A 26,631-nucleotide genomic window follows, 5' to 3' on the forward strand; every position below is an offset into this window, starting at 1 on the left:
ACCACTCACCCGGGCACAAGCCCCAGAGCATGCCGATACCGGCTCCCACTCACGCCCTGCACTCCCGGATACGTCCGCACCCGCTCCCACGCACCATCACTCCCTGGCGCAGCCAAGGCATCGTCGTAGGCCTGGCCACTCTCCCACTCAGCGTAGTTCAGCACATGCCCGCCATCGGCACTCAGATGGAAGTGAGCGGAGATCAGCCCGGCGTGCCCCTCCGGATCGTCCCCCACTGCCTTCACCACCAGATCGACCCAATCCTCCCGCCGCCCCTCGGCCCCCTCCTCGAAGTCGATCCGCACGGTGACGATCACCCCCGGCACCCGCACGTCCCCGACGGCCCTCTCCAGGCTGCGATACCGCCGGTACCTCCCGAGCCCCACGCGCTCGATCCCCGGCACGGCGGTGTCGATCTCGTCGACCCGCTCCTGCCGATGGGTCTTCACAAACGCCTCGAAGGCCTGCTCACCGCTCCACTGCGAGTGGTGCATCAACGTGGACCCGTCATGCCCCACGTACACGTGATATCCCAGCAGACCATCAGCGGGCCAGGGCCGCCGCTCCCACGTACTCCCGATCGCCTCCACAGTCCGCTCCTGCCGCTCGGGCGTCCCCACGCGCCAGGTACTGAAGAGGGGAGCACCGATCCGCGGGTCGGTGAGATCGGGGTGCTGCTCGCTCCGTCGGCTCATTGAACACTCCAGTCACGGTTCGCCGTTTGCGTGCACACCACCTTTCAATCTCAACCAAGCTTGAGGTCAAGCGGGGGTTTCCAGGTGCGCGGCGTCGGTGCTGGAGCCGGGTGGTGTAGCGGGAGCCGAACGCTCCCGCAGCCGCCGGCTCACGGAAGGGGACGTGTCGGGGGGGTGTCCGCCCGCAGCGGTTGTCGCGTCAACGAACAGCCAGTCGGCGTGAGACCCCATCGCGACGTTCCGAGGACGGACACCCCCCGGCGCGGCCCCGACCCACCACCCGGCGAGTAGGCGCTACGCGCACCCCCACCCACCCCCGCAGGCCGCCGCAGGCACCCGCCCCTCACCGATGCCCGTGATGATGCCTCCGCCGCAACACTCCGACAGCCACCACCGCCCCCGCAGCCGCCCCCACGACCAACACCGGCCGCGGATGCCGCAACCCGGCCTGAACAGCACTCCGCACCGGCCGAGGCCCCGCATGCGTCGCCCTGTCCTGCACCGTATGCCCAGCCTCCACCGCACTGCTGCGCAACTGCACCGTCATCGCCCCGGCCTTGTCCCGGAGATCAGCCGCCCGCGCCCGCGCACGCCCCTTCACATCCGCCTTCCCCGCCAACTCCTCCACCGTATTGCCGAGTTCAGTCCGAGTCCGCTCGATCTGCCGCCGCAGCTCATCGGGCCCCTTGGCCCCACCCGTCGCGTCCGTCATCGATGCGCCCTTTCCCTGATCTCCTCCACGTCCGCCTTCACGCTGCCAAGGGCCTCCTCAGGCGTCGGAGGCGTGGCCCGACGCAGCTGCCCCCGCCCGACCACACCCAGCACCGCCGCGATGACGAACAGCACCCCGGTCACGATGAGCGCCGCGGCCCACACCGACAGCACCAGCGAGAGAGCGGCGACCCCCGTACCCGCCAGCGCGAGAAACCCGGCATAGGCGACCGCACCCGCCGCACCGAGCAGCCCACCGCCACGCCCCGCACGCCGCCCCTTCTCGGCCAGCTCCTCCTTGGCGAGAGCCACTTCCTGCCGCACGAGCAGAGAGAGCTGCTCCGCGGCCTGTCCGACGAGCTCGCCCACGGAGTGGTGCTCGTCGCGCACGACCCGATGTTCCATGGTCCCGGTCACAGTGTTCCGCCTCCTCTCGAAGTAGGAACCCCCGAGTACCCGCACCACCCTCACACAACCTCGAAGTAAATCTAACCAACACTTGGTAGCAAATTTAAGTGGAGCTACACAATCGTGCCGCCGACACTACTGCCTATGACGACGATGACGAAGCCGATGCCGACCTCGTCGGCGACACCCTTCGGCCGCACCCTCTGCGCCATGATCACCCCGCTCACCGAGACCGGAACCCTGGACCTCGACGGCGCCCAGCACCTCGCCACCCACCTGATCGCAAACGGCTGCGACGGCCTCGTACTCTCCGGCACGACAGGCGAATCCCCGACCACCACGGACGCCGAGAAGTCGGCCCTGATCGCCGCCGTCCGCGAGGCCGTGACCGACACGGCGTCGATCGTCGCGGGCATCGGCACCGCCGACACGAGGCACACCGCCGACCTGGCCCGGGAGGCCGAAAAGGCGGGCGCGGACGGCCTGTTGGTGATCCCCCCGTACTACAGCAGACCCCCGCAGGACGCGATCGAGGCCCACTTCCGCGAGATCGCGGACACCACGGAACTGCCTCTCATGCTCTACGACATCCCGATCCGCACCGGCACCCGCGTCGAACCCGAGACGATCCTCCGCCTCGCCGAACACCCCCGGATCGTCGCGGTCAAGGACTGCTCGTACGACTTCCTGGGCGCCCAGAAGGTCCTGGCCCGCACGGACCTGGCGTACTACGCGGGCTGCGACGAGCACAATCTCGCGCTGTACGCCGTAGGCGGCACGGGCTACGTCAGCACGGTCGCGAACGTGATCCCGAGCCACCTCCGCGCGGTCCTGGACGCGTTCGACGCGGGCGACACCACACAGGCGGCCCACCTCCAGCAGCGGGCCACCCCCCTCATCGAGGCGATCATGTCGGCAGGCCTGCCGGGCACCGTCACGTCAAAGGCGCTCCTCACCGCCCTGAGCCTCCCCGCAGGCCCGGTCCGCGCCCCCCTGCGCCCCGCCGACCGCGCCACGACCGACGGCTTGCTGTCGCTCCACAGGGCCCTGGCCACCACCTGACCAGCCCCAGCTGCGGGCCCGGGCCCGCAGCTGTCCCGCCGGCCCGGCTCAGTTCCAGCCGTACCCGTCACCGAACAACAGCGTGTGCTCCAGCACGTCCTCCGCCGGATCGTCGACCTGGCCGGTGCTGACGTTCACCAGACCGAACCGGTGGCCGTTGTGCGAATTCGTGTTGGTCTCGTCGGCGTGAGCGGCCCCGGCCGGAAGCCAGCACACCGCCAGTACCGCCGCCGCCCCGGCCACACAACGCGCCACAACCCGCTCCCGCTCGTTCCTCATGCCCCGGTCGTTCCTCATGCCCGGTCCTCGTTTCATCGGTTCGGCGTCAGATCGGACCCTGCGTCCACCGGTTCATCTGCCTGGCCCGTCACGAGGTCACGCCCGATAATCCGTACGCACACGGCCCACCGCGGCGAAACGACAGCGCACACCCAAGCGCCCGCACGCACGAGCGCCCTCCCGGTCGTCCTCGGACCCGGGAGGGCGCTCGGCGATGACCGACGCGATCAGTTGTGGCTGTGCAGGATCTCGTTCAGCCCGCCCCACACCGCGTTGTTCGGCCGGGCCTCGACCGTGCCGGTGACCGAGTTGCGGCGGAACAGGATGTTGGAGGCGCCGGACAGCTCGCGGGCCTTGACGATCTGGCCGTCGGGCATGGTGACGCGGGTGCCGGCGGTGACGTAGAGGCCGGCCTCGACGACGCACTCGTCGCCGAGGGCGATGCCCACGCCCGCCTCGGCGCCGATCAGGCAGCGCTCACCGATGGAGATGATGACGTTGCCGCCGCCGGAGAGCGTGCCCATGGTGGAGGCGCCGCCGCCGATGTCCGAGCCGTCGCCGATCAGGACGCCCGCGGAGATACGGCCCTCGACCATCGACGTGCCGAGCGTGCCGGCGTTGAAGTTGACGAAGCCCTCGTGCATGACGGTGGTGCCCTCGGAGAGGTGCGCACCGAGGCGGACCCGGTCGGCGTCGGCGATGCGGACGCCCTTGGGGGCCACGTAGTCCGTCATGCGCGGGAACTTGTCGACGCTCGTCACCTGGAGATGCAGGCCCTCGGCGCGCGCGTTCAGACGGACCTTCTCCAGGTCGTCGACGGCGACCGGGCCCAGCGAGGTCCAGGCGACGTTCGCGAGGTGGCCGAAGATGCCGTCGAGGCTCTGGCCGTGCGGCTTCACCAGACGATGCGAGAGAAGGTGCAGACGCAGGTAGACGTCGTGCGCGTCGACCGGCTTCTCGTCGAGCGAGGCGATGACCGTGCGGACCGCGACCACCTCGACACCCCGGCGGGCGTCAGGGCCGACCGCAGCGGTCGCGCCGCCGCCGAGCAGCTCCGCGGCACGCTCGGCGGACAGCCGCTCGGTGCCGGACGGGCCGGGCTCGTCGGACAGCTCGGGCGCGGGGAACCAGGTGTCGAGGACAGTGCCGTCGGCGGCGATCGTGGCGAGGCCGGCGGCCACGGCGCCGGTGGTGCGAGGAGCAGTCGTGTCGGTCATGAGGGCAACCTAACCGGCGGACGGCGGTCGATGCGAACCGGTACGGGGCCGTCTCACGTGCCGGGCGGTACGTCTCCCGTGCTGGTCGGCTACACGCTGCGGCGTTGCCGCCACCACCCTCACCCCGAGCTCGCCCCAGCCCCGAGCCCGAGCCCAAGACGACCAGCCACCCACCTCACAACTCACCCCACGACCACCGGCCTCACACCCCCACCCCACAACCACCGACCTCACACCCCTGTCCCACAACCACCGGCCCCCGCCACAACCCGCCCCAGCACCCCCCGCGCATACTCCTCGTCATACGCCACCCCCGTCAGCAGCACCTGAAGACAGATCCCGTCGACCACCGCCACCAGCGCCCGCGCCGTGACGGGATCCGTGCGCCGGGACAGCAACTCGGCGACCCCCTCGGCCCACTCCGCGGCGACGGGCCGCAGGGCGGGCCGGCGCAGGGCGGCCAGATACAGCTCGTACTCCAGCTCGACGCCGGTACGGTCGCCCGCGAGCCACTCCCCCACCCATGCCGCCAGCTCCGCCGCCAGATCGGTCCGGGGGTCCGTCAGTCCGCCGCGCCCGGCGATCACCTTGGCGAACCCCTCGTTGGCCTGCCGCAGCGCGGCGACGAGCAGCTCGTCGAGGGTTCTGAAGTGATACGTCGTGGAACCGAGCGGCACATCGGCCTCGGCGGCGGCACTGCGGTGGCTCAGTCCGGCGATGCCCTTCTCCCCCACGACACGGATCGCCGCGTCGATGATCCGCTGCCGCCGCTCGGGGTCGTAGCGCCGGGGCATCAGTGACCGCCTCCCAGGTTCAGCACCACGACCCCGACGATGATCAGCGCGATACCGGCGGCCTTCGCGGCGGTCACGCCCTCCCCGAGGAACAGGACACCGATGGTGGCGATGGCGGCGGTGCCGACACCGGCCCAGATGGCATAGGCCGTGCCGACGGAGACGGTCTTCAGCGTCTGCGCGAGCAGCGCGAAGGAGACGAGATAGCCGACGAGCGTGAGCAGCGAGGGCCCGAGCCTGCTGAAGCCGTCGCTGTACTTCATGGCAGTCGTCGCGCCCACTTCGGCGGCTATGGCCGTAGCCAGCAGCAGATATCCCATATGTACAAGCGTACACACCATCTGTACACCCGTACACATCACAGGACGGAAACCGCTCTCACCAAACGCCCCCAGTGATCCCACACGTCCACTACGGTGTCACCGATCACACACCGGGCCACCACAACTGCGCCGCCGTCAAGGGTGCCCGATGGAGGAACCAGCGCATGACAGAAGACAAGTCCCGGCCGCCACAGGACCGTCCGTGGGAGAGCGGCTGGGCCCCGGACACCACCCGGGCACCAGGAACGCGACGACTCTGGCTGGCGGGCGCCCTCGCCCTGGCCACGGTCACCGCGTGCGTGACGGCGATCGCCGTGATGGACAGTCAGGCCGGCGAACAGGCACCCGAGTCGGCGGAGCCGACGACGCTCAGCAGCTCGGCCCCGGGCGGCCTGATCTCCTTCGCGACGCCCTCCGGGAGCGCCACGCAGACGCCCGGCAAGGAACGCGGACGCCCGTCCCCCACCCCCACGACGAGCGCACCCACCAGCCCGGCCGCATCCGAGAAGCCGCACTCGAAGGCACCGAAGCCCCCGGCGTCCCAAGGGACTTCACCGGCACCGAAGCCCCCCAAGTCCAACGGGATATCCATACGCTCGGTCAACTACCCGGACCGCTACTGGCGTGTGCGCGACGGCTATGTGCGCCTGGACTCGATCGGCTCCGGCCCCGAACAGCGTGAGGACGCCACCTTCCGGCGCGTCGCCGGACTCGCCGACTCCTCCTGCTACTCCTTCACCACCGCGGACGGCCGCTACCTGCGCCACCGCAGCTTCGTCCTCGTCAAGGACGCCGACGACGGCTCGGCCCTCTTCCGCAAGGACGCCACCTTCTGCCCCCGGCCCGCGTACCCCTCGGGCACGGTCATGCTGGAGTCGGTGAACTACCCGGGCCGCTTCCTGCGCCACCGCAACTTCCAGCTCCGCCTCGACCCGTACCAGCACCACGGGCAGTACCGCGCGGACGCGTCGTTCCGGCTGGTCGCCGGGCTGGACTGAGCATGACGAAGGGGCGGCACCCGGGAGGGTGCCGCCCCTTCGTCATGCGTGGATCTCAGTGCGTCTCAGGCGTCTCAGACGTCTCAGACGTTGAACCCGAGAGCCCGAAGCTGCTCCCGGCCGTCGTCCGTGATCTTGTCGGGGCCCCACGGGGGCATCCAGACCCAGTTGATGCGCAGTTCGTTCACGATGCCGTCCGTGGCGGACTTCGCCTGGTCCTCGATGACGTCGGTGAGCGGGCAGGCCGCCGACGTCAGGGTCATGTCGATCGTCGCGATGTTCGCGTCGTCGATGTGAATGCCGTAGATCAGCCCGAGGTTGACGACGTCGATGCCCAGTTCGGGGTCGACGACGTCGTACAGGGCCTCGCGGACCTCGTCCTCCGAGGCCGGCTTCATCTCGATGGTCTCGCTCATGCCGTCGTCTTCCTTTCGGCGTCGGCCTCGCCCAGGGCCTGGGCCGTCGCGTCCTTCCAGGCCATCCAGCTCAACAGGGCGCACTTGACCCGGGCCGGGTACTTGGACACCCCGGCGAACGCGACCGCGTCCTCCAGGACGTCCTCCATGGCGTCGTCGGGCTCGAGCTTCCCCTTGGACTGCATCAGCTCCAGGAAGGTCTCCTGGATCTTCCGCGCGTCGGAGAGGTCCTTGCCGACGAGGAGTTCGTTCAGTACGGACGCGCTCGCCTGGCTGATGGAACAGCCCTGGCCCTCGTACGAGACGTCCTCGATCGTCGTGCCGTCGTACTTCACGCGCAGTGTGATCTCGTCACCGCACGTCGGGTTGACGTGGTGCACCTCGGCGTCGCCGTCCCGCAAGCCCCGCCCGTGCGGGTTCTTGTAGTGGTCCAGGATGACTTCCTGGTACATCGAATCCAGCTTCACGGTTTCCGCACGCCTCTCAGCCGAAGAAGTTCCGTACGTGCTCCAGGCCGTCGATCAGTGCGTCGATCTCGGCCGGCGTGGAGTACAGATAGAACGACGCTCGCGTGGTCGCGGGAATTCCGTATCGCAGGCAGACCGGCCGCGCGCAGTGGTGGCCGACCCGGACCGCGATGCCCTGCTCGTCGAGGACCTGGCCCACGTCGTGCGGGTGGATGTCCCCGAGGGCGAAGGAGATCGCCGCGCCCCGCTCCTCGGCCGTGGTGGGGCCGATGATCCGGAGGTCGGGGACCTCCAGGAGCCGCTTCACCGCGTACTCGGTGAGCGCGTGCTCGTGGGCGAAGATCTTGTCCATGCCGATCGAGTTGAGGTAGTCGATCGCCGCGCCGAGCCCGACCGCCTGGGCGATCGGGGGCGTGCCCGCCTCGAACTTGTGAGGCGCCGGGGCGTAGGTCGAGGAGTGCATCGACACCGTCTCGATCATCTCGCCGCCGCCGAGGAACGGAGGCAGGTCCTCCAGGAGTTCCTGCCGTCCCCACAGGACGCCGATGCCGGTCGGACCGCACATCTTGTGGCCGGTGAAGGCCACGAAGTCGGCCTGCAGGGCCTGTACGTCCAGCGGCATGTGCGGCGCGGCCTGCGAGGCGTCGACGCACACCAGCGCACCGACCTCCTGGGCGCGGCGCACTATGGCCTCGACCGGGTTCTGGGTGCCCAGGATGTTGGAGACCAGCACGAAGGAGACGATCTTCGTCTTCTCCGTGATGACCTGGTCGATGTTCGACAGGTCCAGGCGGCCGTCGTCGGTGAGGCCGAACCACTTCAGCTTCGCGCCCGTGCGCTGCGCGAGCAGCTGCCACGGCACGATGTTGGAGTGGTGCTCCATCTCCGTGATGACGATCTCGGTCTCGGAGTCCACGCGGTAGGGCTCGTCGGCCCAGCCCAGCATGTTCGCGACGAGGTTGAGCGACTCCGAGGCGTTCTTGGTGAAGATCACCTCGTTGCGCGAGGGCGCGTTGATGAACTCCGCGACCTTGTCGCGCGCGCCCTCGTACAGCGCCGTGGCCTCCTCGGCGAGGACATGCACGCCACGGTGGACGTTGGCGTTGTGCTGCTCGTAGTACTCGTCGAGAACGTCGATGACCTGGCGCGGAGTCTGCGAGGTCGCCGCGTTGTCGAGGTAGACGAGCTTCTTTCCGTCATGGACCTGGCGGTCCAGGATCGGGAAGTCCTTGCGGAGCGCCTCAGTGTCGAGGAGGCCCGGCAGCTGTGTCACGCGGATGCGCCACCCTTCGTGTATGCCTCGTAGCCCTCGTCCTCCAGCTTGTCGGCGAGCTCGGCACCGCCGGACTCGACGATCCGGCCGCCGGAGAAGACGTGCACGTGGTCGGGCTTGATGTAGCGCAGGATGCGGGTGTAGTGGGTGATCAGCAGGGTGCCGACCTCGCCCGTCTCGCGGACCCGGTTCACGCCCTCGGACACGACGCGCAGGGCGTCGACGTCCAGGCCGGAGTCGGTCTCGTCGAGGACCGCGACCTTCGGCTTGAGCAGCTCCAGCTGGAGGATCTCGTGGCGCTTCTTCTCACCGCCGGAGAAGCCCTCGTTGACGTTGCGCTCGGCGAAGGACGGGTCGATGTTGAGGCGCTGCATGGCCTCCTTGACCTCCTTCACCCAGGTGCGCAGCTTGGGGGCCTCGCCGCGGATGGCGGTGGCGGAGGTGCGCAGGAAGTTCGACACGGAGACACCCGGGACCTCGACCGGGTACTGCATGGCGAGGAACAGGCCGGCGCGGGCCCGCTCGTCGACGGACATCTCCAGGACGTCCTCGCCGTCGAGGGTGACGGTGCCGCCGGTGATCGTGTACTTCGGGTGACCCGCGAGGGAGTAGGCGAGGGTCGACTTGCCGGAGCCGTTCGGGCCCATGATGGCGTGCGTCTCGCCCTGCTTCACGGTGAGGTCGACGCCCTTGAGGATCTCCTTCGTGGCGTTGTCGGCCTCGACGGTGACGTGCAGGTCTCGGATTTCAAGCGTTGCCATGGGTGCCTCAGGACTCCTGGGTGAGGGAGACGAGCACGTCGTCCCCTTCGATCTTTACGGGGTATACGGGGACGGGGCGCGTCGCCGGAAGGGCGTCGGGCTTGCCGGAACGGAGGTCGAAGCGCGAGCCGTGCAGCCAGCACTCGATGTGGCAGTCGTCGACCTCGCCCTCCGACAGGGAGACGTTCGCGTGCGAGCAGATGTCGTACACCGCGAACACCTCCCCCTCGGTCTGCACGATGGACATGGGCGTGCCGTCGAGTTCCACCCGCTTCGGGGTGTCGTCCTCCAGCTCGCTCAGGCCACAGACGCGTACGAATGCGAGGCTCATGCCACCGACGCCTCCAGCTCTTCCTCGATCTTGGCGATCAGGCGCTCCTCGATGTCCGGGAGGCCGATCTGCTGGACCAGCTCGGCGAAGAAGCCGCGGACCACGAGACGACGGGCCTCGTGCTCCGGGATGCCGCGGGCCATGAGGTAGAAGAGCTGCTCGTCGTCGAAGCGGCCGGTCGCCGAGGCGTGGCCGGCGCCGACGATCTCGCCGGTCTCGATCTCGAGGTTGGGTACGGAGTCCACGCGCGCCCCGTCCGTGAGGACCAGGTTGCGGTTCATCTCGTACGTGTCGGTGCCCTCGGCCTTGGCCTCGATGAGCACATCGCCGATCCACACCGCGTGCGCGTCCTCGCCCTGGAGCGCGCCCTTGTAGACGACGTTCGACTTGCAGTGCGGGACGTTGTGGTCGACCAGGAGGCGGTGCTCCTGGTGCTGGCCCTGGTCGGTGAAGTAGAGGCCGAAGAGCTCGGCCTCGCCGCCGGGGCCGGCGTACTGCACGCGCGGGTGCAGCCGGACGACGTCGCCGCCGAAGGTGACGACGACCGACTTGAAGGAGGCGTCGCGGCCGACGAGCGCGTTGTGCTGGGCGACGTGGACGGCCTTCTCGTCCCAGTCCTGGACGGAGACGACGGTCAGCTTGGCGCCGTCGCCCAGGAGGTAGTCGACGTTGGCGGCGAGCACCGCGTCACCGGTGTGGTCGATGACCACGACGGCCTCGGCGAAGGCGCCCAGCTCGATCACCTGGTGCCCGAAGGCGGTCCCGCCCTCGCCGTGCACCGCGATGCGGATCGGCTCGGTGAGGACGGTCTCCTTCGGCACGCTCACGACCGAGGCCTTCTCGAAGACGGAGTAGGCCTGGGCGGCGACGCGGTCCACCGGGATGCCCGCCTTGCCGAGCCGCGCGTCGTCGCGGCCGACGGCCTCGACGGTGACGCCCTCGGGGGCCTGGACATCGACCTTCACGCCGTTGCCGTTCGCCACGGCCGTGCCGTCGTGCAGACCGCGCAGGCGCTCCAGCGGGGTGAACCGCCACTCCTCCTCCCGGCCGTGCGGAACGGGGAAGTCCGCGACGTCGAAGGACGGCGGCGCGCTCATGCGCGTGGCGACGGTCGACTCGGCCGCGACGGCGATCGAGCCGGTGGTGGTAGAACCCACCGGGATGTTCTGGGCCTCAGCCATGGCTGTCGTAGTGCTCGCTTTCCGTTACGTAAGGGCTTGATGGACTGCGGTGGGTTTAGCCGACCGCGCCTTCCATCTGCAGCTCGATCAGCCGGTTGAGCTCCAGCGCGTACTCCATGGGGAGCTCCTTGGCGATGGGCTCGACGAAGCCGCGCACGATCATGGCCATGGCCTCGTCCTCCGACAGGCCGCGGCTCATCAGGTAGAAGAGCTGGTCCTCGGAGACCTTGGAGACGGTCGCCTCGTGGCCCATGGACACGTCGTCCTCGCGGACGTCCACGTAGGGATAGGTGTCCGAGCGGGAGATCGTGTCGACCAGCAGCGCGTCACAGAGCACGTTCGACTTCGAGCCCGGGGCGCCCTCGCCGATCTCGATGAGACCGCGGTAGGAGGTGCGGCCACCGCCGCGCGCGACGGACTTCGAGACGATGTTGGAGGACGTGTTCGGTGCCATGTGGACCATCTTGGCGCCCGCGTCCTGGTGCTGCCCCTCGCCGGCGAAGGCGATGGACAGGGTCTCGCCCTTGGCGTGCTCGCCCATCAGGTAGACGGCCGGGTACTTCATCGTCACCTTGGAGCCGATGTTGCCGTCGACCCACTCCATGGTCGCGCCCTCGTAGGCCACGGCACGCTTGGTGACCAGGTTGTAGACGTTGTTCGACCAGTTCTGGATGGTCGTGTAGCGGCAGCGGGCGTTCTTCTTGACGATGATCTCGACGACCGCGGAGTGCAGCGAGTCCGACTTGTAGATCGGGGCGGTGCAGCCCTCGACGTAGTGCACGTAGGCACCCTCGTCGACGATGATCAGGGTCCGCTCGAACTGGCCCATGTTCTCCGTGTTGATACGGAAGTAGGCCTGGAGCGGGATCTCCACGTGGACGCCCGGCGGCACGTAGATGAAGGAGCCGCCCGACCACACGGCGGAGTTCAGCGACGCGAACTTGTTGTCACCGACGGGGATGACGGTCCCGAAGTACTCCTTGAAGAGCTCCGGGTGCTCCTTCAGGGCCGTGTCGGTGTCCAGGAAGATGACGCCCTGCTCCTCCAGGTCCTCGCGGATCTGGTGGTAGACGACCTCGGACTCGTACTGCGCGGCGACACCGGCGACGAGGCGCTGCTTCTCCGCCTCGGGGATGCCGAGCTTGTCGTACGTGTTCTTGATGTCCTCGGGCAGGTCCTCCCAGGACTCCGCCTGCTTCTCCGTGGAGCGCACGAAGTACTTGATGTTGTCGAAGTCGATGCCCGACAGGTCCGAGCCCCAGTTCGGCATGGGCTTCTTCTCGAACAGGCGCAGGCCCTTGAGACGGAGCTTGGTCATCCACTCCGGCTCGTTCTTCTTGTCGGAGATGTCGCGGACGACGTCCTCGTTGATGCCGCGCTTGGCAGAGGCGCCGGCCGTGTCGGAGTCGGCCCAGCCGTATTCGTACTTGCCCAGGCCCTCGAGCTCAGGGTGGGCAGTCTCCGTGGGGAGAGTCATGCGGGGTTCCTCCCGGCCGTGCTTGCAGATGCGTTATCAGTGGTGTGGGAAATCTTGGGGATGAACGTCGTGCAGACGCCGTCGCCGTGCGCGATGGTGGCGAGCCGCTGTACATGCGTACCGAGCAGCTCGGCGAAAAATTCCGTCTCCGCCTCGCACAACTGGGGGAACTGCTCGGCGACGTGGGCGACCGGGCAGTGGTGCTGGCAGAGCTGCTCACCCTTCTGCGGGTGGGGCGCGCTGCGCGCCGTAGCAGCGTACCCGTCCGCGCTCAGGGCCTTGGCCAGCGCTTCGGTCCGCTTCTCGGACGGCGCGGCCTCCACCGCTTCGCGGTAGACGCCCGCCTGCGCGGCGATCCTGGCGCGGGCGAAGGCGACGATCGCCTCGTTGCCGCCCTCGCGGTCGGCGATCCAGCGCAGCGCGTCCGCCGCGAGCTTGTCGTACGACTGGTCGAAGGCGTCCCGGCCGCAGTCCGTCAGGGCGAACGCCTTGGCGGGGCGACCGCGGGTGCGCGCGCCGTAGACCCGCTGCTCGCGCGCTTCCACGACACCGTCGCCCGCGAGGGCGTCGAGGTGCCGGCGCACGGCCGCCTGGGTGAGGCGGAGCCGCTCGGCGAGCTCGGCGACGGTCGACGGGCCGTGGTCCAGGATGGATCGCGCGACGCGGTTGCGGGTGGACCGCTCACCGGTCGCGAGCTCCTCCTGCGGGGCAGCCATGGGGGCCTCCCGAGCCTCGCCGACGTTTTTCACAACGCCATTGTTGCGTAATTCGTCAGGACCGGGCAAGCCGCGTCCGGCTCACCCGACGGTGCCTTGCGTCACTTAGGTAAAGCTAACCTGACCTGCGGAAACGATCTTTGATCGATCAAACCGCTGGCATCCCGCAGCCCCTTCGGGGACACTCGCGAACCATGTCCACACCCCCTCCGACCGGCCCTCTTGTCACCCGGGACACACTGCGGACGCAGTTGGGCGAACTGGGCGTGCGGCCCGGTGAGACCCTCCTCGTGCACTCCTCGCTCAGCTCCCTCGGCTGGGTCAACGGCGGCGCCGTAGCGGTGGTGCAGGGACTGCTCGACGCGCTGGGCCCGGAGGGCACCCTGGTGGTTCCCACGCAGACGGGCGAGCTCTCCGACCCGGTCCTGTGGCGCGCTCCGCCCGTTCCCCCGGAATGGTGGGCGGCCATCCGGGCCACGATGCCCGCCTACGATCCCCGGATCACGCCCAGCCGCGGGGTCGGCGTCGTCCCGGAGACCGTACGGACCTGGCCCGGTGCCCTGCGCAGCGCCCACCCGCAGACCTCGTTCGCGGCGGTCGGGCCGCGCGCGGCAGAGGTGACCGAGGGGCACGCGACCGACTGCAGGCTCGGCGAGCGGAGCCCGCTCGCGAAGCTGGAGGCGACAGGCGCCCGGGTCCTGCTGCTCGGCGCCGGCTACGCCTCCTGCACCAGCTTCCACCTCGCCGAGTACCGGATACCGTCCCCGCGCGTCGCCGTGGGCAGACCGGGTCCGGAAGGCTGGGAGACCGTGACCGAGGTGTCGATCAGCTCGGACCGCTTCGACGAGCTGGGCTACGACTTCGAACGGGACCGTCCCGTCGTACGCGGGAAGGTGGGTGCGGCCGAGGCCCGGCTGTTCCCGGTGGCGGACGCGGTGGCCTACGCCGAACGGTGGCTGGCGGTGCACCGGCCACGCGAGGAGGAGTTCCCGCACCCCCCGGTCTGAGCCCGGCCCCACGTACCTAGACTCTGGACCCATGCGATGTGAGCCCGTGCTCCAGGTCCAGGCCCTGGTGAAGCGGTACGGCCCGAAGACCGCGGTGGACGGGCTCGACCTGGTGGCCCGGGAGGGTGTGACCGCCGTGCTCGGCCCCAACGGGGCGGGCAAGACGACGACGGTCGAGACCTGCGAGGGGTACCGGAAGCCGGATGCCGGCACGGTGCGCGTCCTGGGCCTCGACCCGGTGAGACAGTCCGGGCGGCTGCGGCCCCGCATCGGCGTGATGCTCCAGTCCGGCGGCGTGCACTCGGGCTCCAGGGCCGACGAGATGCTCCGCCATGTCGCCAGGCTGCACGCTCATCCGCTGGACGTGGACGCGCTCGTCGAGCGCCTCGGGCTCGGCTCCTGCGGACGTACGACGTACCGGCGGCTTTCGGGCGGGCAGCAGCAGCGGCTCGCGCTGGCGATGGCCGTGGTCGGGCGCCCCGAGCTGGTGTTCCTGGACGAGCCGACCGCCGGACTCGACCCGCAGGCCCGGCGCGCGACCTGGGACCTGGTCCGGGACCTGCGCGCCGACGGCGTCTCGGTGATCCTCACCACCCACTACATGGACGAGGCCGAGCAGCTCGCCGACGACGTGGCGATCATCGACGCGGGCCGGGTCATCGCGCAGGGCTCCCCGGAGGAGCTGTGCAAGGGCGGCGCGGAGAACACCCTCCGCTTCACCGGCCGTCCTGGCCTGGACGTGGGCTCGCTGCTCAAGGCCCTGCCCGCCGACTCCTCGGCCGCCGAGCTGACGCCGGGTTCCTACCGGGTCGTCGGCAAGATCGACCCGCAGCTGCTCGCGACGGTCACCTCCTGGTGCGCCCAGCACGGCGTGATGCCGGAGAAGATCTCGGTGGAGCGGCACTCCCTGGAAGACGTGTTCTTGGAGCTCACCGGCAAGGAGCTGCGATCGTGACCGCCACCGGCACCGGGATGTACACGCCGAAGCCCGGCGCGGCTCCGCTCCCCCGCATGATCGCGGCCCAGGCCGCGCTCGAGACGAAGATGCTGCTGCGCAACGGCGAGCAGCTGCTGCTGACGGTCGTGATCCCGACCCTGCTGCTCGTCCTCTTCAGCACCGTGGACATCGTCGACACGGGAGCCGGTGAGGCGGTCGACTTCCTCGCTCCCGGCATTCTCGCGCTCGCGGTGATGTCCACGGCGTTCACCGGCCAGGCGATCGCGACCGGCTTCGAGCGCCGCTACGGCGTGCTGAAGCGGCTCGCCTCCTCGCCCCTGCCGCGCTGGGGGCTGATGACGGCGAAGACGGTGTCGGTGCTGGTCACCGAGGTGCTCCAGGTGATCCTGCTGACGGTGATCGCCTTCGCGCTCGGCTGGTCGCCGCACGGCAACCCGTTCGCCGTCCTGCTGCTTCTGGTCCTCGGTACGGCGGCCTTCTCGGGCCTCGGCCTGCTGATGGCCGGGACGCTGAAGGCCGAGGCGACCCTGGCCGCCGCCAACCTGGTGTTCCTGCTGCTGCTCGTCGGCGGGGGGGTCGTCGTCCCGCTGGACAAGTTCCCCTCCGCCGCGCAGGACGTGCTCGGTCTGCTGCCCATCTCGGCGCTGTCCGACGGGCTGCGGGACGTGCTCCAGCACGGGGCCGGGATGCCCTGGGCCGACCTGGGGATCCTGGCGGTCTGGGCCGTGGCGGGGCTGGCAGCGGCCGGACGGTTCTTCCGCTGGGAGTAGGCCATGAGGGACCCTCGTGAAAGCGTGCACAAGCGGCGCCCTACGATGGGTCGCGTGCCAAAAGTGACCCGCGCCGACGCCATGGCCGCCCTGCGCAACCCGCTCGCCTTCATCGCCGCACGCTGGACCCCGGAACCCCGGACCGTCCAGCGCGCCGCCATGTCCGCCATCGTGATGTCGGTGCTCATCGTGGTCACCGGCGGTGCCGTGCGGCTGACCGGCTCGGGCCTGGGCTGCCCGACCTGGCCCAAGTGCACCGACACCTCGCTCACCGCCACCAGCGAGATGGGCGTCCACGGCGTCATCGAGTTCGGCAACCGCATGCTGACGTACGTGCTGTGCGCGGCCGTCGGCTGGGCGATCATCGCCGCGCGCTCGCAGAAGCCGTACCGGCGGGGCCTGGTCCGGCTGGGCTGGGCGCAGTTCTGGATCGTGATGAGCAACGCGGTGCTCGGCGGCATCGTGGTGCTGGTCGGTCTCAACCCGTACACGGTCGCGGCCCACTTCGTGGCGACGTCCGCGCTCATCGCGGTGGCCACGGTGATGTGGCAGCGCACCCGAGAGGGCGACACCGCACCGCGGCCGCTGGTCGGCAAGGCCGTGCGGCAGCTGGTGTGGTTCCTGACGGCGGCGGCTGTCCTGCTCATCCTGGTGGGCACGGTTGTCACCGGCGCGGGCCCGCACGCGGGCGACTCCAGCGAGGTCGAGCGGATGCCGGTCGACTGGGAGACGGTGAGCAAGCTGCACGCCGTGCTGGCGTGGATCGTGGTGACGCTGACGTTCGCCCTGTGGTTCGTTCTCAAGGCGGTCGACGCGCCGAAGGACCCCCTGAACCGCACCCGCGAACTGTTCCTGATCCTGCTCGCGCAGGGCGTCATCGGATACGTCCAGTACTTCACGGACCTGCCCGAGGTCCTGGTCGGCCTGCACATGTTCGGCTCGGCCGTGATGTGGATCTGGGTGCTGCGGGTGGCGCTGTCACTGCGTGAACGCCCCGAGGAGGCGGTGGACCTGCCGGGTCCCGCCGCCGAGGCCACGCTGACCAAGGCCTAGTCGAGCGCGTACACCCGGTGCGCGTTCCCCGACGCCAGCATCCCCGCCACCCGCTGCGCGTCGGTGAGTGACCACGCGCCCTCGGCGACCCAGGTGCCGAGCACCCGGCCGAGCGCCTCCCGGAACAACCGGGCGGCCACCACGTGCAGCTCGGGCAGCCCCTGGGCGCCGCTGGAGAAGAGGACCTTTCCGAACGGGGCCAGCTCCAGGATCTCCGCGAGCACGGTAGCGGCCCGGGCGCCGGTGCGGACCAGGGCGGCACCGCAGTCGACGTGGACGTGCGGGAAGACGCCGGCCAGATGGGCGGCGTGCCGGTGGTACGGGTAGCCGTGCAGCAGGACGAGGTCGGTGCCGAGCCCGGCCGTGGCCCGCACGAAGTCCGTCAGCAGCACCGGGTCCGTACGGTCGACGCGCAGGCCCGGCGCCCCGAGCCCCGCGTGCAGCTGGAGCGGCAGCCCCGAGGCGACGGCGCTCCACAGCAGATGCCGCAACAGCACGGGGTCGCTCAGCTCCCCGCCGACCCCGCGCCCCGCGAGCCAGCGGCCGACGGCTCCCCGCACCTCTCCCGGCCCGGGCGGCTCGGGCGCGAGCGCGAGGCCGTGCCGGACACCCGCGACCGAGGTGAAGGCGACGGCGTTCGCGGCGGCGGCGTGCACGGACTCGGCGAGGTTGGCGAGGAAGGACTCGACGGTTCCGGAGGTGTCGGCGACCTGTTCGGCGAGCAGTTCCAGGCGCACGATCTCATGGGCCTCGGCGGCGCCCGCGGAGGCCAGCTCGCCGGGTTCGGTGAGGTCGCCGGGGAGGCCGGTGTCGACGAGGTACGTCGTGATGCCGCTGCCGCGCAGGAGCCGGCGGCCGGACTCCAGGACGCCGAGTTCGCGGCGGCGGGCCAGATAGCGGGCGGGGGCGCAGTGGGGTTCCAGGCCGAGCAGGGGCGGGCACCAGCGCCGTACGGCGAAGCCGGTCTGGGTGTCGAAGAGGGTGGTGCCGGGGGCGGGTGGGCCCTCGGTGCGGGAGAGGTGGGCCTCGAAGGTGCCGAGGCCCAGCTCTGTGCGGAGTACTCCGTGGCAGTACTGGTCCACTAGGGACGGCGTTTCGATCATCCGGGCTCCCGGGGTGGACCCTGTTGCTCTCAAGGGTCCTAACGGGTGAACCGGGTTTGAGGTCGCGGTCCCGGGGCGGGAGGTGATGTGTGTCGGCGGGTGCGGGTCCGTTGTGGTTGCTCGCGCAGTTCCCCGCGCCCCCAAACAAGAAGGTCGGCTGCTCAGCCGTTCTTTGGACCGCCCACCTGGATACCGGCCATGCGGGACCACTCGTAGCGGCCCGTCGTCACCTTCGCCGCGAATTCGCCGTCGAAGGACTCGTGGCGGGTGATGCCCGACTTCTCCACCGCCTGCTCGGCGATCTCGAACGAGGGCGCCACCAGGTCGCCCCAGCCGCCGTCCTCGCCGACCAGGACGATGCGGGCGCCGCGTTCGCCGAGGTAGGCGATCTGGCCCTCGGCGCCGCCGTGGGTCTTGGAGAAGGTGGTGATCTGCTTGGCGAGCCGGGCGACCTTGCGCTCGGCCTTCGGGTCAACCTGCTGCGTGTCTGCCATGGTCAGGATGCTACTCACGAGTAGATCGACTGGCGAGGGCTGGGCCCTGTGACGTACATCAGCGCAGGAACGGGTCGACCGCGACGGCCACGAAAAGGATCGACACATAGGTGATCGACCAGTGGAAGAGGCGCATCTCCTTGAGCTTGGCGCCCGTCACCTCTGCCTTGGCGCGGTTCTGCAGGCCGTGTGCCTCCCACAGCCAGAAACCTCCGGCCAGCAGGGCGACCGCCGTGTAGAACCAGCCCGTGTAGCCGAGCGGGGTCAGCAGGAGCGAGACGGCGACCATGACCCAGCTGTAGATCACGATCTGCTTGGCGACCACCTTGTTGGAGGCGACCACGGGCAGCATCGGCACGCCCACGCGCGCGTAGTCCTCTTTCACCTTCATCGACAGCGGCCAGTAGTGCGGCGGCGTCCAGAAGAACATGACGAGGAACAGGATGACCGGCGCCCACGACATGGAGTTCGTGACCGAGGACCAGCCGATCAGCACGGGCAGACAGCCGGCGATGCCGCCCCACACGATGTTCTGCGAGGTACGGCGCTTGAGGATCATCGTGTAGACGACGACGTAGAAGAGGAGCGCGCCGAGGGAGAGCCAGGCCGAGAGCCAGTTGACCGCGAGGCCGAACAGCAGCGTCGAGACGACGGCCAGGGTGATGCCGAAGGCCAGGCACTCGCGCGGGCTGACCATCCCGGTGACCAGCGGGCGCTGCGAGGTGCGGTCCATCAGCGCGTCGATGTCGCGGTCGATGTACATGTTGAGCGCGTTGGCACCGCCCGCCGACAGGTAACCGCCGACACAGGTCAGCAGCACCAGCGTCAGGTCGGGCACACCCTGCTGCGCCAGGAACATCACCGGAACCGTGGTGATCAGCAGAAGCTCGATGATCCGCGGCTTGGTGAGAGCCACGAACGCCATGACACGGGCCCCGAGCGGCCGGTGGGCCGGGCTCTGGTCCGTCCCGGTCATCCCCGCTGGACGGGATTCAACGGCCGTCACGCACACCCCTACAGAGACATCCCAGCAAGCCTCAGCCGTGTGAAGTCCCGGTAAAGGCTCGCGCGTACCACGCCACTTTAGACGTTGCCCAGAGTCGGACATTCGCGGGGGTCGGGTCGTGTTGAGGGGAGGGTTCCGACGGGCGCGTCCAAGCTCGATTGAGCACCCGGATGAGCGGCTCCGTATTCACCTGTCGAATGCGGTACGGCCCAGTCAGGAGGCGGATCGTGATGAGCCCCGGCACTCTGGAGTGACTCGAAAAAACGCACGTCCCACGGGGGTAGGCTCGACTGCGGCCGGTGGGCGCCCCGATACACCGGCATCCGACATGTGGAGAGGAGCCCTGACCCAGGGTGAGCACCAAGCCGACCACCACAGACCTCGAGTGGACCGAGTTGGACCAGCGGTCCGTCGACACCGCGCGTGTCCTGGCCGCCGATGCCGTACAGAAGGTCGGTAACGGCCATCCGGGTACGGCGATGAGCCTGGCGCCTGCCGCCTACACCCTCTTCCAGAAGGTGATGCGGCACGACCCGGCGGACGCCGACTGGGTCGGGCGGGACCGCTTCGTGCTGTCCGCCGGCCACTCGTCCCTGACCCTCTACACCCAGCTGTACCTGGCCGGTTTCGGCCTGGAGCTGGACGACCTGAAGTCCTTCCGCACCTGGGGCTCCAAGACCCCGGGTCACCCGGAGTACGGGCACACGACCGGTGTGGAGACCACGACCGGCCCGCTCGGCCAGGGTGTCGCGAACGCGGTGGGCATGGCGATGGCCGCCCGCTACGAGCGCGGCCTGTTCGACCCGGAGGCCCCGGAGGGCGAGTCGCCCTTCGACCACTTCGTCTACTGCGTCGCCGGTGACGGCTGCCTCCAGGAGGGCATCTCCGCCGAGGCCTCGTCGATGGCGGGCCACCAGAAGCTCGGCAACCTGATCCTGCTGTGGGACGACAACCACATCTCGATCGAGGGCGACACCGAGACGGCCGTGTCCGAGGACACGGTCAAGCGGTACGAGGCGTACGGCTGGCACGTGCAGCGAGTCGCTCCGAAGCCGGACGGCGACCTGGACCCGCACGCGCTCTACGACGCGATCGAGGCGGCCAAGGCCGTCACCGACCGGCCGTCGTTCATCGCGATGCGCTCGATCATCGCCTGGCCCGCCCCGAACGCGCAGAACACCGAGGCCGCGCACGGCTCGGCGCTGGGTGACGACGAGGTGGCGGCGACCAAGCGTGTGCTGGGCTTCGACCCGGAGCAGAGCTTCGAGGTCTCCGACGAGGTCATCGAGCACACCCGCAAGGCGCTGGAGCGGGGCCAGGCGGCCCGGGCCGTGTGGGAGAAGGCGTACCAGCAGTGGCGGGACAACAACCCCGAGCGCGCCGCCGAGTACGACCGCGTCGCCAAGGGTGAGCTGCCCACCGGCTGGGAGGACAAGATCCCGGTCTTCGAGGTCGGCAAGGGCGTGGCCACGCGTGCCGCCTCCGGCAAGGTCCTCCAGGCCCTCGGTGGGGTCATTCCCGAGCTGTGGGGCGGCTCGGCGGACCTGGCCGGCTCCAACAACACCACCATCGACAAGACGTCGTCCTTCCTCCCGGCGGACAACCCGCTGCCGGAGGCGGACCCGTACGGCCGCACGATCCACTTCGGTATCCGCGAGCACGCGATGGCCGCCGAGATGAACGGCATCGCGCTGCACGGAAACACCCGGATCTACGGCGGCACCTTCCTGGTCTTCTCCGACTACATGCGCAACGCGGTGCGACTGTCGGCCCTGATGCACCTGCCGGTGACGTACGTGTGGACGCACGACTCCATCGGCCTGGGCGAGGACGGCCCGACCCACCAGCCGATCGAGCACCTCGCCTCGCTGCGCGCCATCCCTGGGCTGAACGTGGTGCGCCCGGCGGACGCCAACGAGACCGCGATCGCCTGGCGCGAGATCCTCAAGCGCTGGACGAAGGAGTTCGGCAAGGGGCAGCCGCACGGTCTGGCGCTGACGCGGCAGGGTGTGCCGACCTACGAGCCCAACGAGGACGCCGCGCGCGGCGGTTACGTGCTGTTCGAGGCCGAGGGCGGCGAGCCCGAGGTCGTCCTCATCGCCACCGGCTCGGAGGTGCACGTCGCTGTCGAGGCGCGCGAGCAGCTCCAGGGCGCCGGCGTGCCCACGCGCGTGGTGTCCATGCCGTCGGTGGAGTGGTTCGAGCAGCAGGACCAGGGGTACCGGGACAGCGTCCTTCCGCCGGCCGTCAAGGCTCGCGTCGCGGTCGAGGCCGGTATCGGACTGACCTGGCACAAGTACGTCGGGGACGCCGGCCGCATCGTTTCCCTGGAGCACTTCGGTGCTTCGGCCGACGGCAAGGTCCTTTTCCGCGAGTTCGGCTTCACTGCCGAGAACGTGGCCGCCGCCGCCCGGGAATCGATCGCCGCAGCTCAGCGCTGACGCTCATATACGACACGTAGGAGATGGAATTTCCATGACAGACGCACTCAAGCGCCTCTCCGAGGAAGGCGTGGCGATCTGGCTGGACGACCTGTCGCGCAAGCGGATCACGTCCGGCAACCTCGCCGAGCTGATCGACCAGCAGCACGTCGTGGGCGTCACCACCAACCCGTCGATCTTCCAGAAGGCGATCTCGCAGGGCGACGGCTACGACACGCAACTGACCGATCTCGCCGCCCGCAAGGTCACCGTCGAAGAGGCCATCCGCATGATCACCACGGCGGACGTCCGCGACGCCGCCGACATCCTGCGCCCGGTCTTCGACGCCACCGGCGGCAAGGACGGCCGCGTCTCGATCGAGGTCGACCCCCGCCTGGCGCACAACACGCGGTCGACGGTCGCGGAGGCCAAGCAGCTCGCCTGGCTGGTGGACCGGCCCAACACCCTCATCAAGATCCCGGCGACCGAGGCGGGCATCCCGGCCATCGCCGAGACCATCGGCCTGGGCATCAGCGTCAACGTCACGCTGATCTTCTCCCTGGAGCGCTACCGCCTGGTCATGGACGCGTTCCTGGAGGGCCTGGAGAAGGCCAAGGAGCGCGGCCTGGACCTGTCGCAGATCCACTCCGTGGCGTCGTTCTTCGTCTCCCGCGTGGACACCGAGATCGACAAGCGGATCGACGCGCTGGGCACCGACGAGGCCAAGGCCGCGCGCGGCAAGGCCGGCGTGGCCAACGCCCGTCTGGCCTACCAGGCGTACGAGGAGGTCTTCTCCTCGGACCGCTGGAACGCGCTGGAGAAGGCGGGCGCCAACAAGCAGCGTCCGCTGTGGGCGTCCACCGGCGTGAAGGACAAGGCGTACAAGGCCACCCTGTACGTCGACGAACTGGTGGCTCCGAACACGGTGAACACCATGCCGGAGGCGACCCTGTTCGCCACGGAGGAGCAGGGCGAGATCCGCGGCAACGCCGTCGCCGGCACGTACGAGCAGGCCCGGGCCGACCTCGACGCGGTCGAGAAGCTCGGGATCAAGTACGACGACGTCGTCCAGCTCTTGGAAGAGGAGGGCGTCGAGAAGTTCGAGGCGTCCTGGACCGACCTGCTCAAGTCGACCGAGGCCGAGCTCAAGCGCCTCGCCCCCTCGGAGGGCTGAACAGGTGTCGAGCAGCAATCCGCTGCGTGACCCCGCGGACCGACGGCTCCCGCGTATCGCGGGGCCGTCGGGCCTGGTCATCTTCGGCGTCACGGGCGACCTCTCACGCAAGAAGCTCATGCCCGCCGTGTACGACCTCGCCAACCGGGGCCTGCTGCCGCCGGGCTTCTCGCTGGTGGGTTTCGCGCGCCGTGAGTGGGCGCACGAGGACTTCGCGCAGGAGGTCCACGACGCGGTCAAGGAGCATGCCCGCACGCCCTTCCGCGAGGAGGTCTGGCAGCAGCTCATCCAGGGCATGCGCTTCGTGCAGGGCACGTTCGACGACGACGACGCGTTCGAGCGGCTGCGCTCCACGATCGAGGAGCTGGACAAGGCACAGGGCACGGGCGGCAACTTCGCCTTCTACCTGTCCGTTCCGCCGTCGGCCTTCCCGGTGGTCATCCAGCAGCTGAAGAAGCACCAGCTGGCCGACCAGCAGGGCGGCTCCTGGCGGCGCGCGGTCATCGAGAAGCCCTTCGGTCACGACCTGAAGTCGGCCGAGGAGCTCAACAAGGTCGTCCACGAGGTGTTCGCCCCGGAGCAGGTCTTCCGGATCGACCACTACCTCGGCAAGGAGACCGTCCAGAACATCCTGGCGCTGCGCTTCGCCAACACGATGTTCGAGCCGATCTGGAACCGGTCCCTCGTGGACCATGTGCAGATCACCATGGCCGAGGACATCGGCATCGGCGGCCGGGCCGGATACTACGACGGCATCGGCGCCGCCCGCGACGTCATCCAGAACCACCTGCTCCAGCTGCTGGCGCTCACCGCCATGGAGGAGCCGGCCTCGTTCGACGCGGACGCGCTGGCCGCCGAGAAGACCAAGGTGCTCGGCGCCGTGAAGCTGCCGAAGGACATGGGCCGGGACACCGTGCGCGGCCAGTACTCGGCCGGCTGGCAGGGCGGCGAGAAGGTGACCGGCTATCTGGACGAGGACGGCATCAACGCCTCGTCGAAGACCGACACCTACGCCGCGATCAAGCTGGAGATCGACAACCGCCGCTGGGCGGGTGTCCCCTTCTATCTGCGCACCGGAAAGCGGCTCGGCCGCCGGGTGACGGAGATCGCGGTCGTCTTCCAGCGGGCCCCGCACTCCCCCTTCGACACGACGGCCACCGAGGAGCTGGGCTCCAACGCGATCGTCATCCGCGTCCAGCCGGACGAGGGCGTGACGGTCCGCTTTGGCTCGAAGGTCCCGGGCACGTCGATGGAGATCCGGGACGTGTCCATGGACTTCGCGTACGGCGAGTCCTTCACGGAGTCCAGCCCGGAGGCGTACGAGCGTCTCATCCTGGACGTTCTCCTCGGTGACTCGAACCTCTTCCCGCGCACCGAGGAGGTCGAGCTGTCCTGGAAGATCCTCGACCCGATCGAGGAGTACTGGGACAAGAACGGCAAGCCCGCCCAGTACCAGGCCGGTACCTGGGGCCCCGTCGAGGCGGACGAAATGCTCGAGCGACACGGACGGAGCTGGCGCCGGCCATGAAGACAGACCTGACGGACACCACCGCCAGCAAGGTCAACAAGGCGCTGGTGCAGGGGCGCCGGGCGATCGGCACCCCGGCGGTCGGCATGGTGCTCACGCTGGTCATCGTGACGGACGAGGAGAACGCCTACGACGCGCTGAAGGCGGCGAACGACGCCTCGCACGAGCATCCCTCGCGCACGCTCGTGGTCATCAAGCGTGTCTCCCGCTCGCCCCGCGACCGTACGCAGTCCCGCCTCGACGCGGAGGTCCGCCTCGGCGCCGACGCCGGCTCGGGCGAGACGGTGGTGCTCCGCCTGTACGGCGAGGTGGCCGACCACGCCCAGTCGGTGGTGCTGCCGCTGCTGCTGCCGGACGCCCCGGTGGTGGTGTGGTGGCCGGTGAACGCGCCGCTCGACCCGGCGAAGGACCCGCTGGGCGCCCTCGGCCAGCGCCGGGTGACCGACACGTACGCCTCCGAGCAGCCGGTGCGGGACCTGGCGACCCGGTCGGGGACCTACACCCCCGGCGACACCGACCTGTCCTGGACCCGCATCACGCCCTGGCGCTCCATGCTGGCGGCGGCCCTCGACCAGGTCACCTGCGAGGTCAGGGCCGTCGAGGTGGAGGGCGAGGAGTTCAACCCGAGCTGTGAGCTGCTGGCGATGTGGCTCGCGGACCGGCTGGACGTCCCCGTGAAGCGGTCGCTGTCCAGCGGGCCCGGTCTGACGGCGGTCCGCCTGGACACCAACTGCGGCCCGATCAAGCTGGACCGCGCGGACGGCTCACTGGCCACGCTCTCCATCGACGGCCAGCCGGACCGCGGAGTGGCGCTCAAGCGCCGGGACACGGCCGAGCTGATAGCGGAGGAGCTGCGGCGGCTGGACCCGGACGACACGTACGCGTCGGCCCTGCGGTACGGGGTCGACCGGCTGAAGTCCTCCTGGTCCGCTCCGGCGCCGCGGGGCTCCGAGGAGTCGGTGGCCAAAGGAGAGAGCGGAGAGCCCAAAAGTGACGGGCGAGGCCGCCTCGCCCTCCCCGCGCCCGTCGAAAGGGCTGCGAAAGCACCCGCTGCGGAAGCGTCGGCGCAGGCACCGGTGAAGCAGGAGCCGCCCGCACTGGAGCCGGTACGGAAGGCCACGAGCAAGTGAGGGGTACAGCGAAGTGAGGGCTACGACGAAGTGAGTACGGCACCGCAGCTGGTCGTGCACCGCGACAAGGAGCTGATGGCGCAGGCCGCGGCGGCCCGGCTGATCACGAAGATCGTGGACGCGCAGGCCTCCCGGGGCTCGGCGTCCGTGGTCCTCACGGGCGGCCGCAACGGCAACGGCCTGCTGGCCGCACTGGCCGCGGCGCCCGCCCGGGACGCCGTCGACTGGAGCCGGCTCGACCTCTGGTGGGGCGACGAGCGGTTCCTGCCCGAGGGCGACCCGGAGCGCAACATCACGCAGGCGAGGGAGGCACTCCTCGACTCGGTGCCGCTCGATCCGAAGCGGGTGCACGCGATGCCCGCGTCGGACGGCCCCCACGGCGCCGACGTGGACGCGGCGGCGGCCGCGTACGCGGAGGAACTGGCGCGGGCGGCCGGCCCGGAGAACCACGGCCCCGTGCCGACGTTCGACGTGCTGATGCTCGGCGTGGGCCCGGACACACATGTCGCCTCGCTGTTCCCGGAGTTGCCCGCGGTACGCGAGACGGACCGTACGGTCGTGGGTGTGCACGGCGCGCCCAAGCCGCCGCCGACCCGGGTGACGCTGACGTTGCCGGCGATCCGGGCGGCGCGGGAAGTGTGGCTCCTGGCCGCGGGCGAGGACAAGGCGCGGGCGGCGGCGATCGCGCTGTCGGGCGCGGGCGAGATCCAGGCACCGGCGGCGGGGGCGTACGGCCGCAGCCGGACTCTGTGGCTGCTGGACGGGGCGGCGGCCTCCCAGCTTCCGCGCTCGCTGTATCCGCCGGCCTCGGCGTGAGCGTCGAGGACGCCGGACTTTCTCATCACCGGAGCGGCTGGAGCCCCTGACCTCAGGGGATTT

General features: G+C 69.8%; 29 protein-coding genes. 11 read left to right on the plus strand and 18 right to left on the minus strand.

The window, feature by feature from the left end; translation table 11 throughout:
* Positions 1 to 5: 5 nt before the first annotated feature.
* From AC07DF_RS20840 to AC07DF_RS20850, 3 genes are all read right to left on the minus strand, one after another.
* Complete coding sequence (locus tag AC07DF_RS20840; protein ID WP_478973162.1) at positions 6 to 695, minus strand: antibiotic biosynthesis monooxygenase; 690 nt, start codon at positions 693 to 695, stop codon at positions 6 to 8.
* Between the two features lie 343 nt (positions 696 to 1,038).
* On the minus strand, positions 1,039 to 1,407 hold the full coding sequence (locus AC07DF_RS20845; protein ID WP_478973165.1) for a DUF3618 domain-containing protein: 369 nt from the start codon (positions 1,405 to 1,407) through the stop codon (positions 1,039 to 1,041).
* Positions 1,404 to 1,823, minus strand: coding sequence for a phage holin family protein (locus AC07DF_RS20850; protein WP_478973167.1), 420 nt, complete (start codon positions 1,821 to 1,823; stop codon positions 1,404 to 1,406). Before AC07DF_RS20850 ends, AC07DF_RS20845 begins: the two co-directional genes overlap by 4 nt.
* Before the next feature lie 135 nt (positions 1,824 to 1,958).
* Here AC07DF_RS20850 and dapA point away from each other — a divergent pair, with 135 nt between their 5' ends.
* A complete protein-coding gene (gene dapA / locus AC07DF_RS20855) occupies positions 1,959 to 2,876 on the plus strand; it encodes a 4-hydroxy-tetrahydrodipicolinate synthase (protein ID WP_478973170.1) in 918 nt (305 codons plus the stop codon).
* A gap of 48 nt (positions 2,877 to 2,924) precedes the next feature.
* On the opposite strand, the gene AC07DF_RS20860 is transcribed toward dapA, so the two are convergent.
* The 4 genes from AC07DF_RS20860 to AC07DF_RS20875 form a co-directional block, all read right to left on the minus strand.
* Positions 2,925 to 3,155 (minus strand): hypothetical protein, encoded by a 231-nt coding sequence (locus AC07DF_RS20860; RefSeq protein ID WP_478974608.1) that lies wholly within the window; start codon positions 3,153 to 3,155, stop codon positions 2,925 to 2,927.
* A 227-nt stretch (positions 3,156 to 3,382) separates the two neighbouring features.
* Entirely contained in the window at positions 3,383 to 4,372 is a 990-nt protein-coding gene (gene dapD / locus AC07DF_RS20865; protein WP_382498711.1) for a 2,3,4,5-tetrahydropyridine-2,6-dicarboxylate N-succinyltransferase, read from the minus strand.
* Positions 4,373 to 4,602: 230 nt separating this feature from the next.
* Positions 4,603 to 5,166, minus strand: coding sequence for a TetR/AcrR family transcriptional regulator (locus AC07DF_RS20870; RefSeq protein WP_478973174.1), 564 nt, complete (start codon positions 5,164 to 5,166; stop codon positions 4,603 to 4,605).
* Complete coding sequence (locus tag AC07DF_RS20875) at positions 5,166 to 5,486, minus strand: DMT family transporter (protein ID WP_382498715.1); 321 nt, start codon at positions 5,484 to 5,486, stop codon at positions 5,166 to 5,168. The genes AC07DF_RS20870 and AC07DF_RS20875 overlap by 1 nt, the downstream gene beginning before the upstream one ends.
* A 167-nt stretch (positions 5,487 to 5,653) precedes the next feature.
* Here AC07DF_RS20875 and AC07DF_RS20880 point away from each other — a divergent pair, with 167 nt between their 5' ends.
* Positions 5,654 to 6,487, plus strand: a complete 834-nt coding sequence (locus AC07DF_RS20880; RefSeq protein ID WP_478973178.1) for an AbfB domain-containing protein — start codon at positions 5,654 to 5,656, stop codon at positions 6,485 to 6,487.
* Between the two features lie 83 nt (positions 6,488 to 6,570).
* Here AC07DF_RS20880 and AC07DF_RS20885 read toward each other — a convergent pair whose 3' ends face one another.
* Genes AC07DF_RS20885 through AC07DF_RS20920 form a run of 8 tightly spaced genes read right to left on the minus strand, consistent with a single transcriptional unit; the run spans position 6,571 to position 13,142 of the window.
* Positions 6,571 to 6,903 carry a metal-sulfur cluster assembly factor gene (locus AC07DF_RS20885; protein WP_184596910.1) on the minus strand — a complete coding sequence of 111 codons (333 nt, stop codon included), beginning with the start codon at positions 6,901 to 6,903 and terminating at the stop codon, positions 6,571 to 6,573.
* Positions 6,900 to 7,370 (minus strand): Fe-S cluster assembly sulfur transfer protein SufU, encoded by a 471-nt coding sequence (gene sufU, locus AC07DF_RS20890; RefSeq protein ID WP_478973182.1) that lies wholly within the window; start codon positions 7,368 to 7,370, stop codon positions 6,900 to 6,902. The genes AC07DF_RS20885 and sufU overlap by 4 nt, the downstream gene beginning before the upstream one ends.
* Positions 7,371 to 7,386: 16 nt before the next feature.
* Positions 7,387 to 8,643, minus strand: coding sequence for a cysteine desulfurase (locus AC07DF_RS20895; RefSeq protein WP_478973185.1), 1,257 nt, complete (start codon positions 8,641 to 8,643; stop codon positions 7,387 to 7,389).
* Positions 8,640 to 9,404 (minus strand): Fe-S cluster assembly ATPase SufC, encoded by a 765-nt coding sequence (sufC, locus tag AC07DF_RS20900; RefSeq protein ID WP_454364948.1) that lies wholly within the window; start codon positions 9,402 to 9,404, stop codon positions 8,640 to 8,642. The genes AC07DF_RS20895 and sufC overlap by 4 nt, the downstream gene beginning before the upstream one ends.
* Positions 9,405 to 9,411: 7 nt before the next feature.
* On the minus strand, positions 9,412 to 9,735 hold the full coding sequence (locus tag AC07DF_RS20905) for a non-heme iron oxygenase ferredoxin subunit (protein ID WP_189731059.1): 324 nt from the start codon (positions 9,733 to 9,735) through the stop codon (positions 9,412 to 9,414).
* Positions 9,732 to 10,916, minus strand: coding sequence for a Fe-S cluster assembly protein SufD (gene sufD / locus AC07DF_RS20910; RefSeq protein ID WP_478973190.1), 1,185 nt, complete (start codon positions 10,914 to 10,916; stop codon positions 9,732 to 9,734). Before sufD ends, AC07DF_RS20905 begins: the two co-directional genes overlap by 4 nt.
* Before the next feature lie 55 nt (positions 10,917 to 10,971).
* On the minus strand, positions 10,972 to 12,393 hold the full coding sequence (gene sufB / locus AC07DF_RS20915; protein ID WP_399020296.1) for a Fe-S cluster assembly protein SufB: 1,422 nt from the start codon (positions 12,391 to 12,393) through the stop codon (positions 10,972 to 10,974).
* Complete coding sequence (locus tag AC07DF_RS20920) at positions 12,390 to 13,142, minus strand: helix-turn-helix transcriptional regulator (protein ID WP_478973194.1); 753 nt, start codon at positions 13,140 to 13,142, stop codon at positions 12,390 to 12,392. The genes sufB and AC07DF_RS20920 overlap by 4 nt, the downstream gene beginning before the upstream one ends.
* A 161-nt stretch (positions 13,143 to 13,303) precedes the next feature.
* Between AC07DF_RS20920 and AC07DF_RS20925 the strand changes: the two genes are divergently transcribed.
* The 4 genes from AC07DF_RS20925 to AC07DF_RS20940 are packed head-to-tail and all read left to right on the plus strand — an operon-like array spanning position 13,304 to position 16,897.
* Positions 13,304 to 14,116, plus strand: a complete 813-nt coding sequence (locus AC07DF_RS20925) for an AAC(3) family N-acetyltransferase (RefSeq protein ID WP_478973197.1) — start codon at positions 13,304 to 13,306, stop codon at positions 14,114 to 14,116.
* Positions 14,117 to 14,147: 31 nt separating this feature from the next.
* Entirely contained in the window at positions 14,148 to 15,071 is a 924-nt protein-coding gene (locus tag AC07DF_RS20930; protein WP_478973200.1) for an ABC transporter ATP-binding protein, read from the plus strand.
* A gap of 17 nt (positions 15,072 to 15,088) precedes the next feature.
* Positions 15,089 to 15,844 carry an ABC transporter permease gene (locus tag AC07DF_RS20935; RefSeq protein WP_478974611.1) on the plus strand — a complete coding sequence of 252 codons (756 nt, stop codon included), beginning with the start codon at positions 15,089 to 15,091 and terminating at the stop codon, positions 15,842 to 15,844.
* Positions 15,845 to 15,847: 3 nt separating this feature from the next.
* On the plus strand, positions 15,848 to 16,897 hold the full coding sequence (locus tag AC07DF_RS20940) for a COX15/CtaA family protein (protein ID WP_478973203.1): 1,050 nt from the start codon (positions 15,848 to 15,850) through the stop codon (positions 16,895 to 16,897).
* On the opposite strand, the gene AC07DF_RS20945 is transcribed toward AC07DF_RS20940, so the two are convergent.
* From AC07DF_RS20945 to AC07DF_RS20955, 3 genes are all read right to left on the minus strand, one after another.
* Complete coding sequence (locus tag AC07DF_RS20945) at positions 16,894 to 18,000, minus strand: amidohydrolase family protein (protein WP_478973206.1); 1,107 nt, start codon at positions 17,998 to 18,000, stop codon at positions 16,894 to 16,896. The two genes, AC07DF_RS20940 and AC07DF_RS20945, sit on opposite strands and share 4 nt — an antisense overlap.
* A gap of 161 nt (positions 18,001 to 18,161) precedes the next feature.
* A complete protein-coding gene (locus tag AC07DF_RS20950; RefSeq protein WP_478973209.1) occupies positions 18,162 to 18,494 on the minus strand; it encodes a hypothetical protein in 333 nt (110 codons plus the stop codon).
* Between the two features lie 58 nt (positions 18,495 to 18,552).
* On the minus strand, positions 18,553 to 19,470 hold the full coding sequence (locus AC07DF_RS20955; protein ID WP_432959270.1) for a heme o synthase: 918 nt from the start codon (positions 19,468 to 19,470) through the stop codon (positions 18,553 to 18,555).
* A 383-nt stretch (positions 19,471 to 19,853) separates the two neighbouring features.
* Between AC07DF_RS20955 and tkt the strand changes: the two genes are divergently transcribed.
* Genes tkt through pgl form a run of 5 tightly spaced genes read left to right on the plus strand, consistent with a single transcriptional unit; the run spans position 19,854 to position 26,568 of the window.
* Positions 19,854 to 21,941 carry a transketolase gene (tkt, locus tag AC07DF_RS20960; RefSeq protein ID WP_478973214.1) on the plus strand — a complete coding sequence of 696 codons (2,088 nt, stop codon included), beginning with the start codon at positions 19,854 to 19,856 and terminating at the stop codon, positions 21,939 to 21,941.
* Positions 21,942 to 21,975: 34 nt separating this feature from the next.
* Positions 21,976 to 23,094: a transaldolase gene (gene tal, locus AC07DF_RS20965; protein ID WP_478973217.1), complete on the plus strand. Its 1,119-nt coding sequence runs from the start codon at positions 21,976 to 21,978 to the stop codon at positions 23,092 to 23,094.
* A gap of 4 nt (positions 23,095 to 23,098) precedes the next feature.
* Positions 23,099 to 24,622, plus strand: a complete 1,524-nt coding sequence (zwf, locus tag AC07DF_RS20970; protein ID WP_478973220.1) for a glucose-6-phosphate dehydrogenase — start codon at positions 23,099 to 23,101, stop codon at positions 24,620 to 24,622.
* A complete protein-coding gene (gene opcA, locus AC07DF_RS20975; RefSeq protein ID WP_478973223.1) occupies positions 24,619 to 25,752 on the plus strand; it encodes a glucose-6-phosphate dehydrogenase assembly protein OpcA in 1,134 nt (377 codons plus the stop codon). The genes zwf and opcA overlap by 4 nt, the downstream gene beginning before the upstream one ends.
* Before the next feature lie 30 nt (positions 25,753 to 25,782).
* Positions 25,783 to 26,568: a 6-phosphogluconolactonase gene (gene pgl, locus AC07DF_RS20980; RefSeq protein WP_478973226.1), complete on the plus strand. Its 786-nt coding sequence runs from the start codon at positions 25,783 to 25,785 to the stop codon at positions 26,566 to 26,568.
* Positions 26,569 to 26,631: the final 63 nt, after the last annotated feature.

The sequence above is a fragment of the Streptomyces sp. NPDC044719 genome (assembly GCF_056433405.1).

What these genes read in the sequence shown, in the direction of transcription:
- AC07DF_RS20945 (WP_478973206.1), bottom strand. Translation starts at nt 18,000, where the DNA reads ATGATCGAAACGCCGTCCCTAGTGGACCAGTACTGCCACGGAGTACTC.
- AC07DF_RS20950 (WP_478973209.1), bottom strand. Translation starts at nt 18,494, where the DNA reads ATGGCAGACACGCAGCAGGTTGACCCGAAGGCCGAGCGCAAGGTCGCC.
- tal (WP_478973217.1), top strand. Translation starts at nt 21,976, where the DNA reads ATGACAGACGCACTCAAGCGCCTCTCCGAGGAAGGCGTGGCGATCTGG.
- dapD (WP_382498711.1), bottom strand. Translation starts at nt 4,372, where the DNA reads ATGACCGACACGACTGCTCCTCGCACCACCGGCGCCGTGGCCGCCGGC.
- opcA (WP_478973223.1), top strand. Translation starts at nt 24,619, where the DNA reads ATGAAGACAGACCTGACGGACACCACCGCCAGCAAGGTCAACAAGGCG.
- AC07DF_RS20840 (WP_478973162.1), bottom strand. Translation starts at nt 695, where the DNA reads ATGAGCCGACGGAGCGAGCAGCACCCCGATCTCACCGACCCGCGGATC.
- AC07DF_RS20955 (WP_432959270.1), bottom strand. Translation starts at nt 19,470, where the DNA reads ATGACCGGGACGGACCAGAGCCCGGCCCACCGGCCGCTCGGGGCCCGT.
- dapA (WP_478973170.1), top strand. Translation starts at nt 1,959, where the DNA reads ATGACGACGATGACGAAGCCGATGCCGACCTCGTCGGCGACACCCTTC.
- sufB (WP_399020296.1), bottom strand. Translation starts at nt 12,393, where the DNA reads ATGACTCTCCCCACGGAGACTGCCCACCCTGAGCTCGAGGGCCTGGGC.
- AC07DF_RS20905 (WP_189731059.1), bottom strand. Translation starts at nt 9,735, where the DNA reads ATGAGCCTCGCATTCGTACGCGTCTGTGGCCTGAGCGAGCTGGAGGAC.
- AC07DF_RS20875 (WP_382498715.1), bottom strand. Translation starts at nt 5,486, where the DNA reads ATGGGATATCTGCTGCTGGCTACGGCCATAGCCGCCGAAGTGGGCGCG.
- AC07DF_RS20930 (WP_478973200.1), top strand. Translation starts at nt 14,148, where the DNA reads ATGCGATGTGAGCCCGTGCTCCAGGTCCAGGCCCTGGTGAAGCGGTAC.
- AC07DF_RS20870 (WP_478973174.1), bottom strand. Translation starts at nt 5,166, where the DNA reads ATGCCCCGGCGCTACGACCCCGAGCGGCGGCAGCGGATCATCGACGCG.
- AC07DF_RS20935 (WP_478974611.1), top strand. Translation starts at nt 15,089, where the DNA reads ATGTACACGCCGAAGCCCGGCGCGGCTCCGCTCCCCCGCATGATCGCG.
- AC07DF_RS20880 (WP_478973178.1), top strand. Translation starts at nt 5,654, where the DNA reads ATGACAGAAGACAAGTCCCGGCCGCCACAGGACCGTCCGTGGGAGAGC.
- AC07DF_RS20860 (WP_478974608.1), bottom strand. Translation starts at nt 3,155, where the DNA reads ATGAGGAACGAGCGGGAGCGGGTTGTGGCGCGTTGTGTGGCCGGGGCG.
- AC07DF_RS20885 (WP_184596910.1), bottom strand. Translation starts at nt 6,903, where the DNA reads ATGAGCGAGACCATCGAGATGAAGCCGGCCTCGGAGGACGAGGTCCGC.
- sufD (WP_478973190.1), bottom strand. Translation starts at nt 10,916, where the DNA reads ATGGCTGAGGCCCAGAACATCCCGGTGGGTTCTACCACCACCGGCTCG.
- AC07DF_RS20845 (WP_478973165.1), bottom strand. Translation starts at nt 1,407, where the DNA reads ATGACGGACGCGACGGGTGGGGCCAAGGGGCCCGATGAGCTGCGGCGG.
- AC07DF_RS20925 (WP_478973197.1), top strand. Translation starts at nt 13,304, where the DNA reads ATGTCCACACCCCCTCCGACCGGCCCTCTTGTCACCCGGGACACACTG.
- sufC (WP_454364948.1), bottom strand. Translation starts at nt 9,404, where the DNA reads ATGGCAACGCTTGAAATCCGAGACCTGCACGTCACCGTCGAGGCCGAC.
- AC07DF_RS20940 (WP_478973203.1), top strand. Translation starts at nt 15,848, where the DNA reads ATGAGGGACCCTCGTGAAAGCGTGCACAAGCGGCGCCCTACGATGGGT.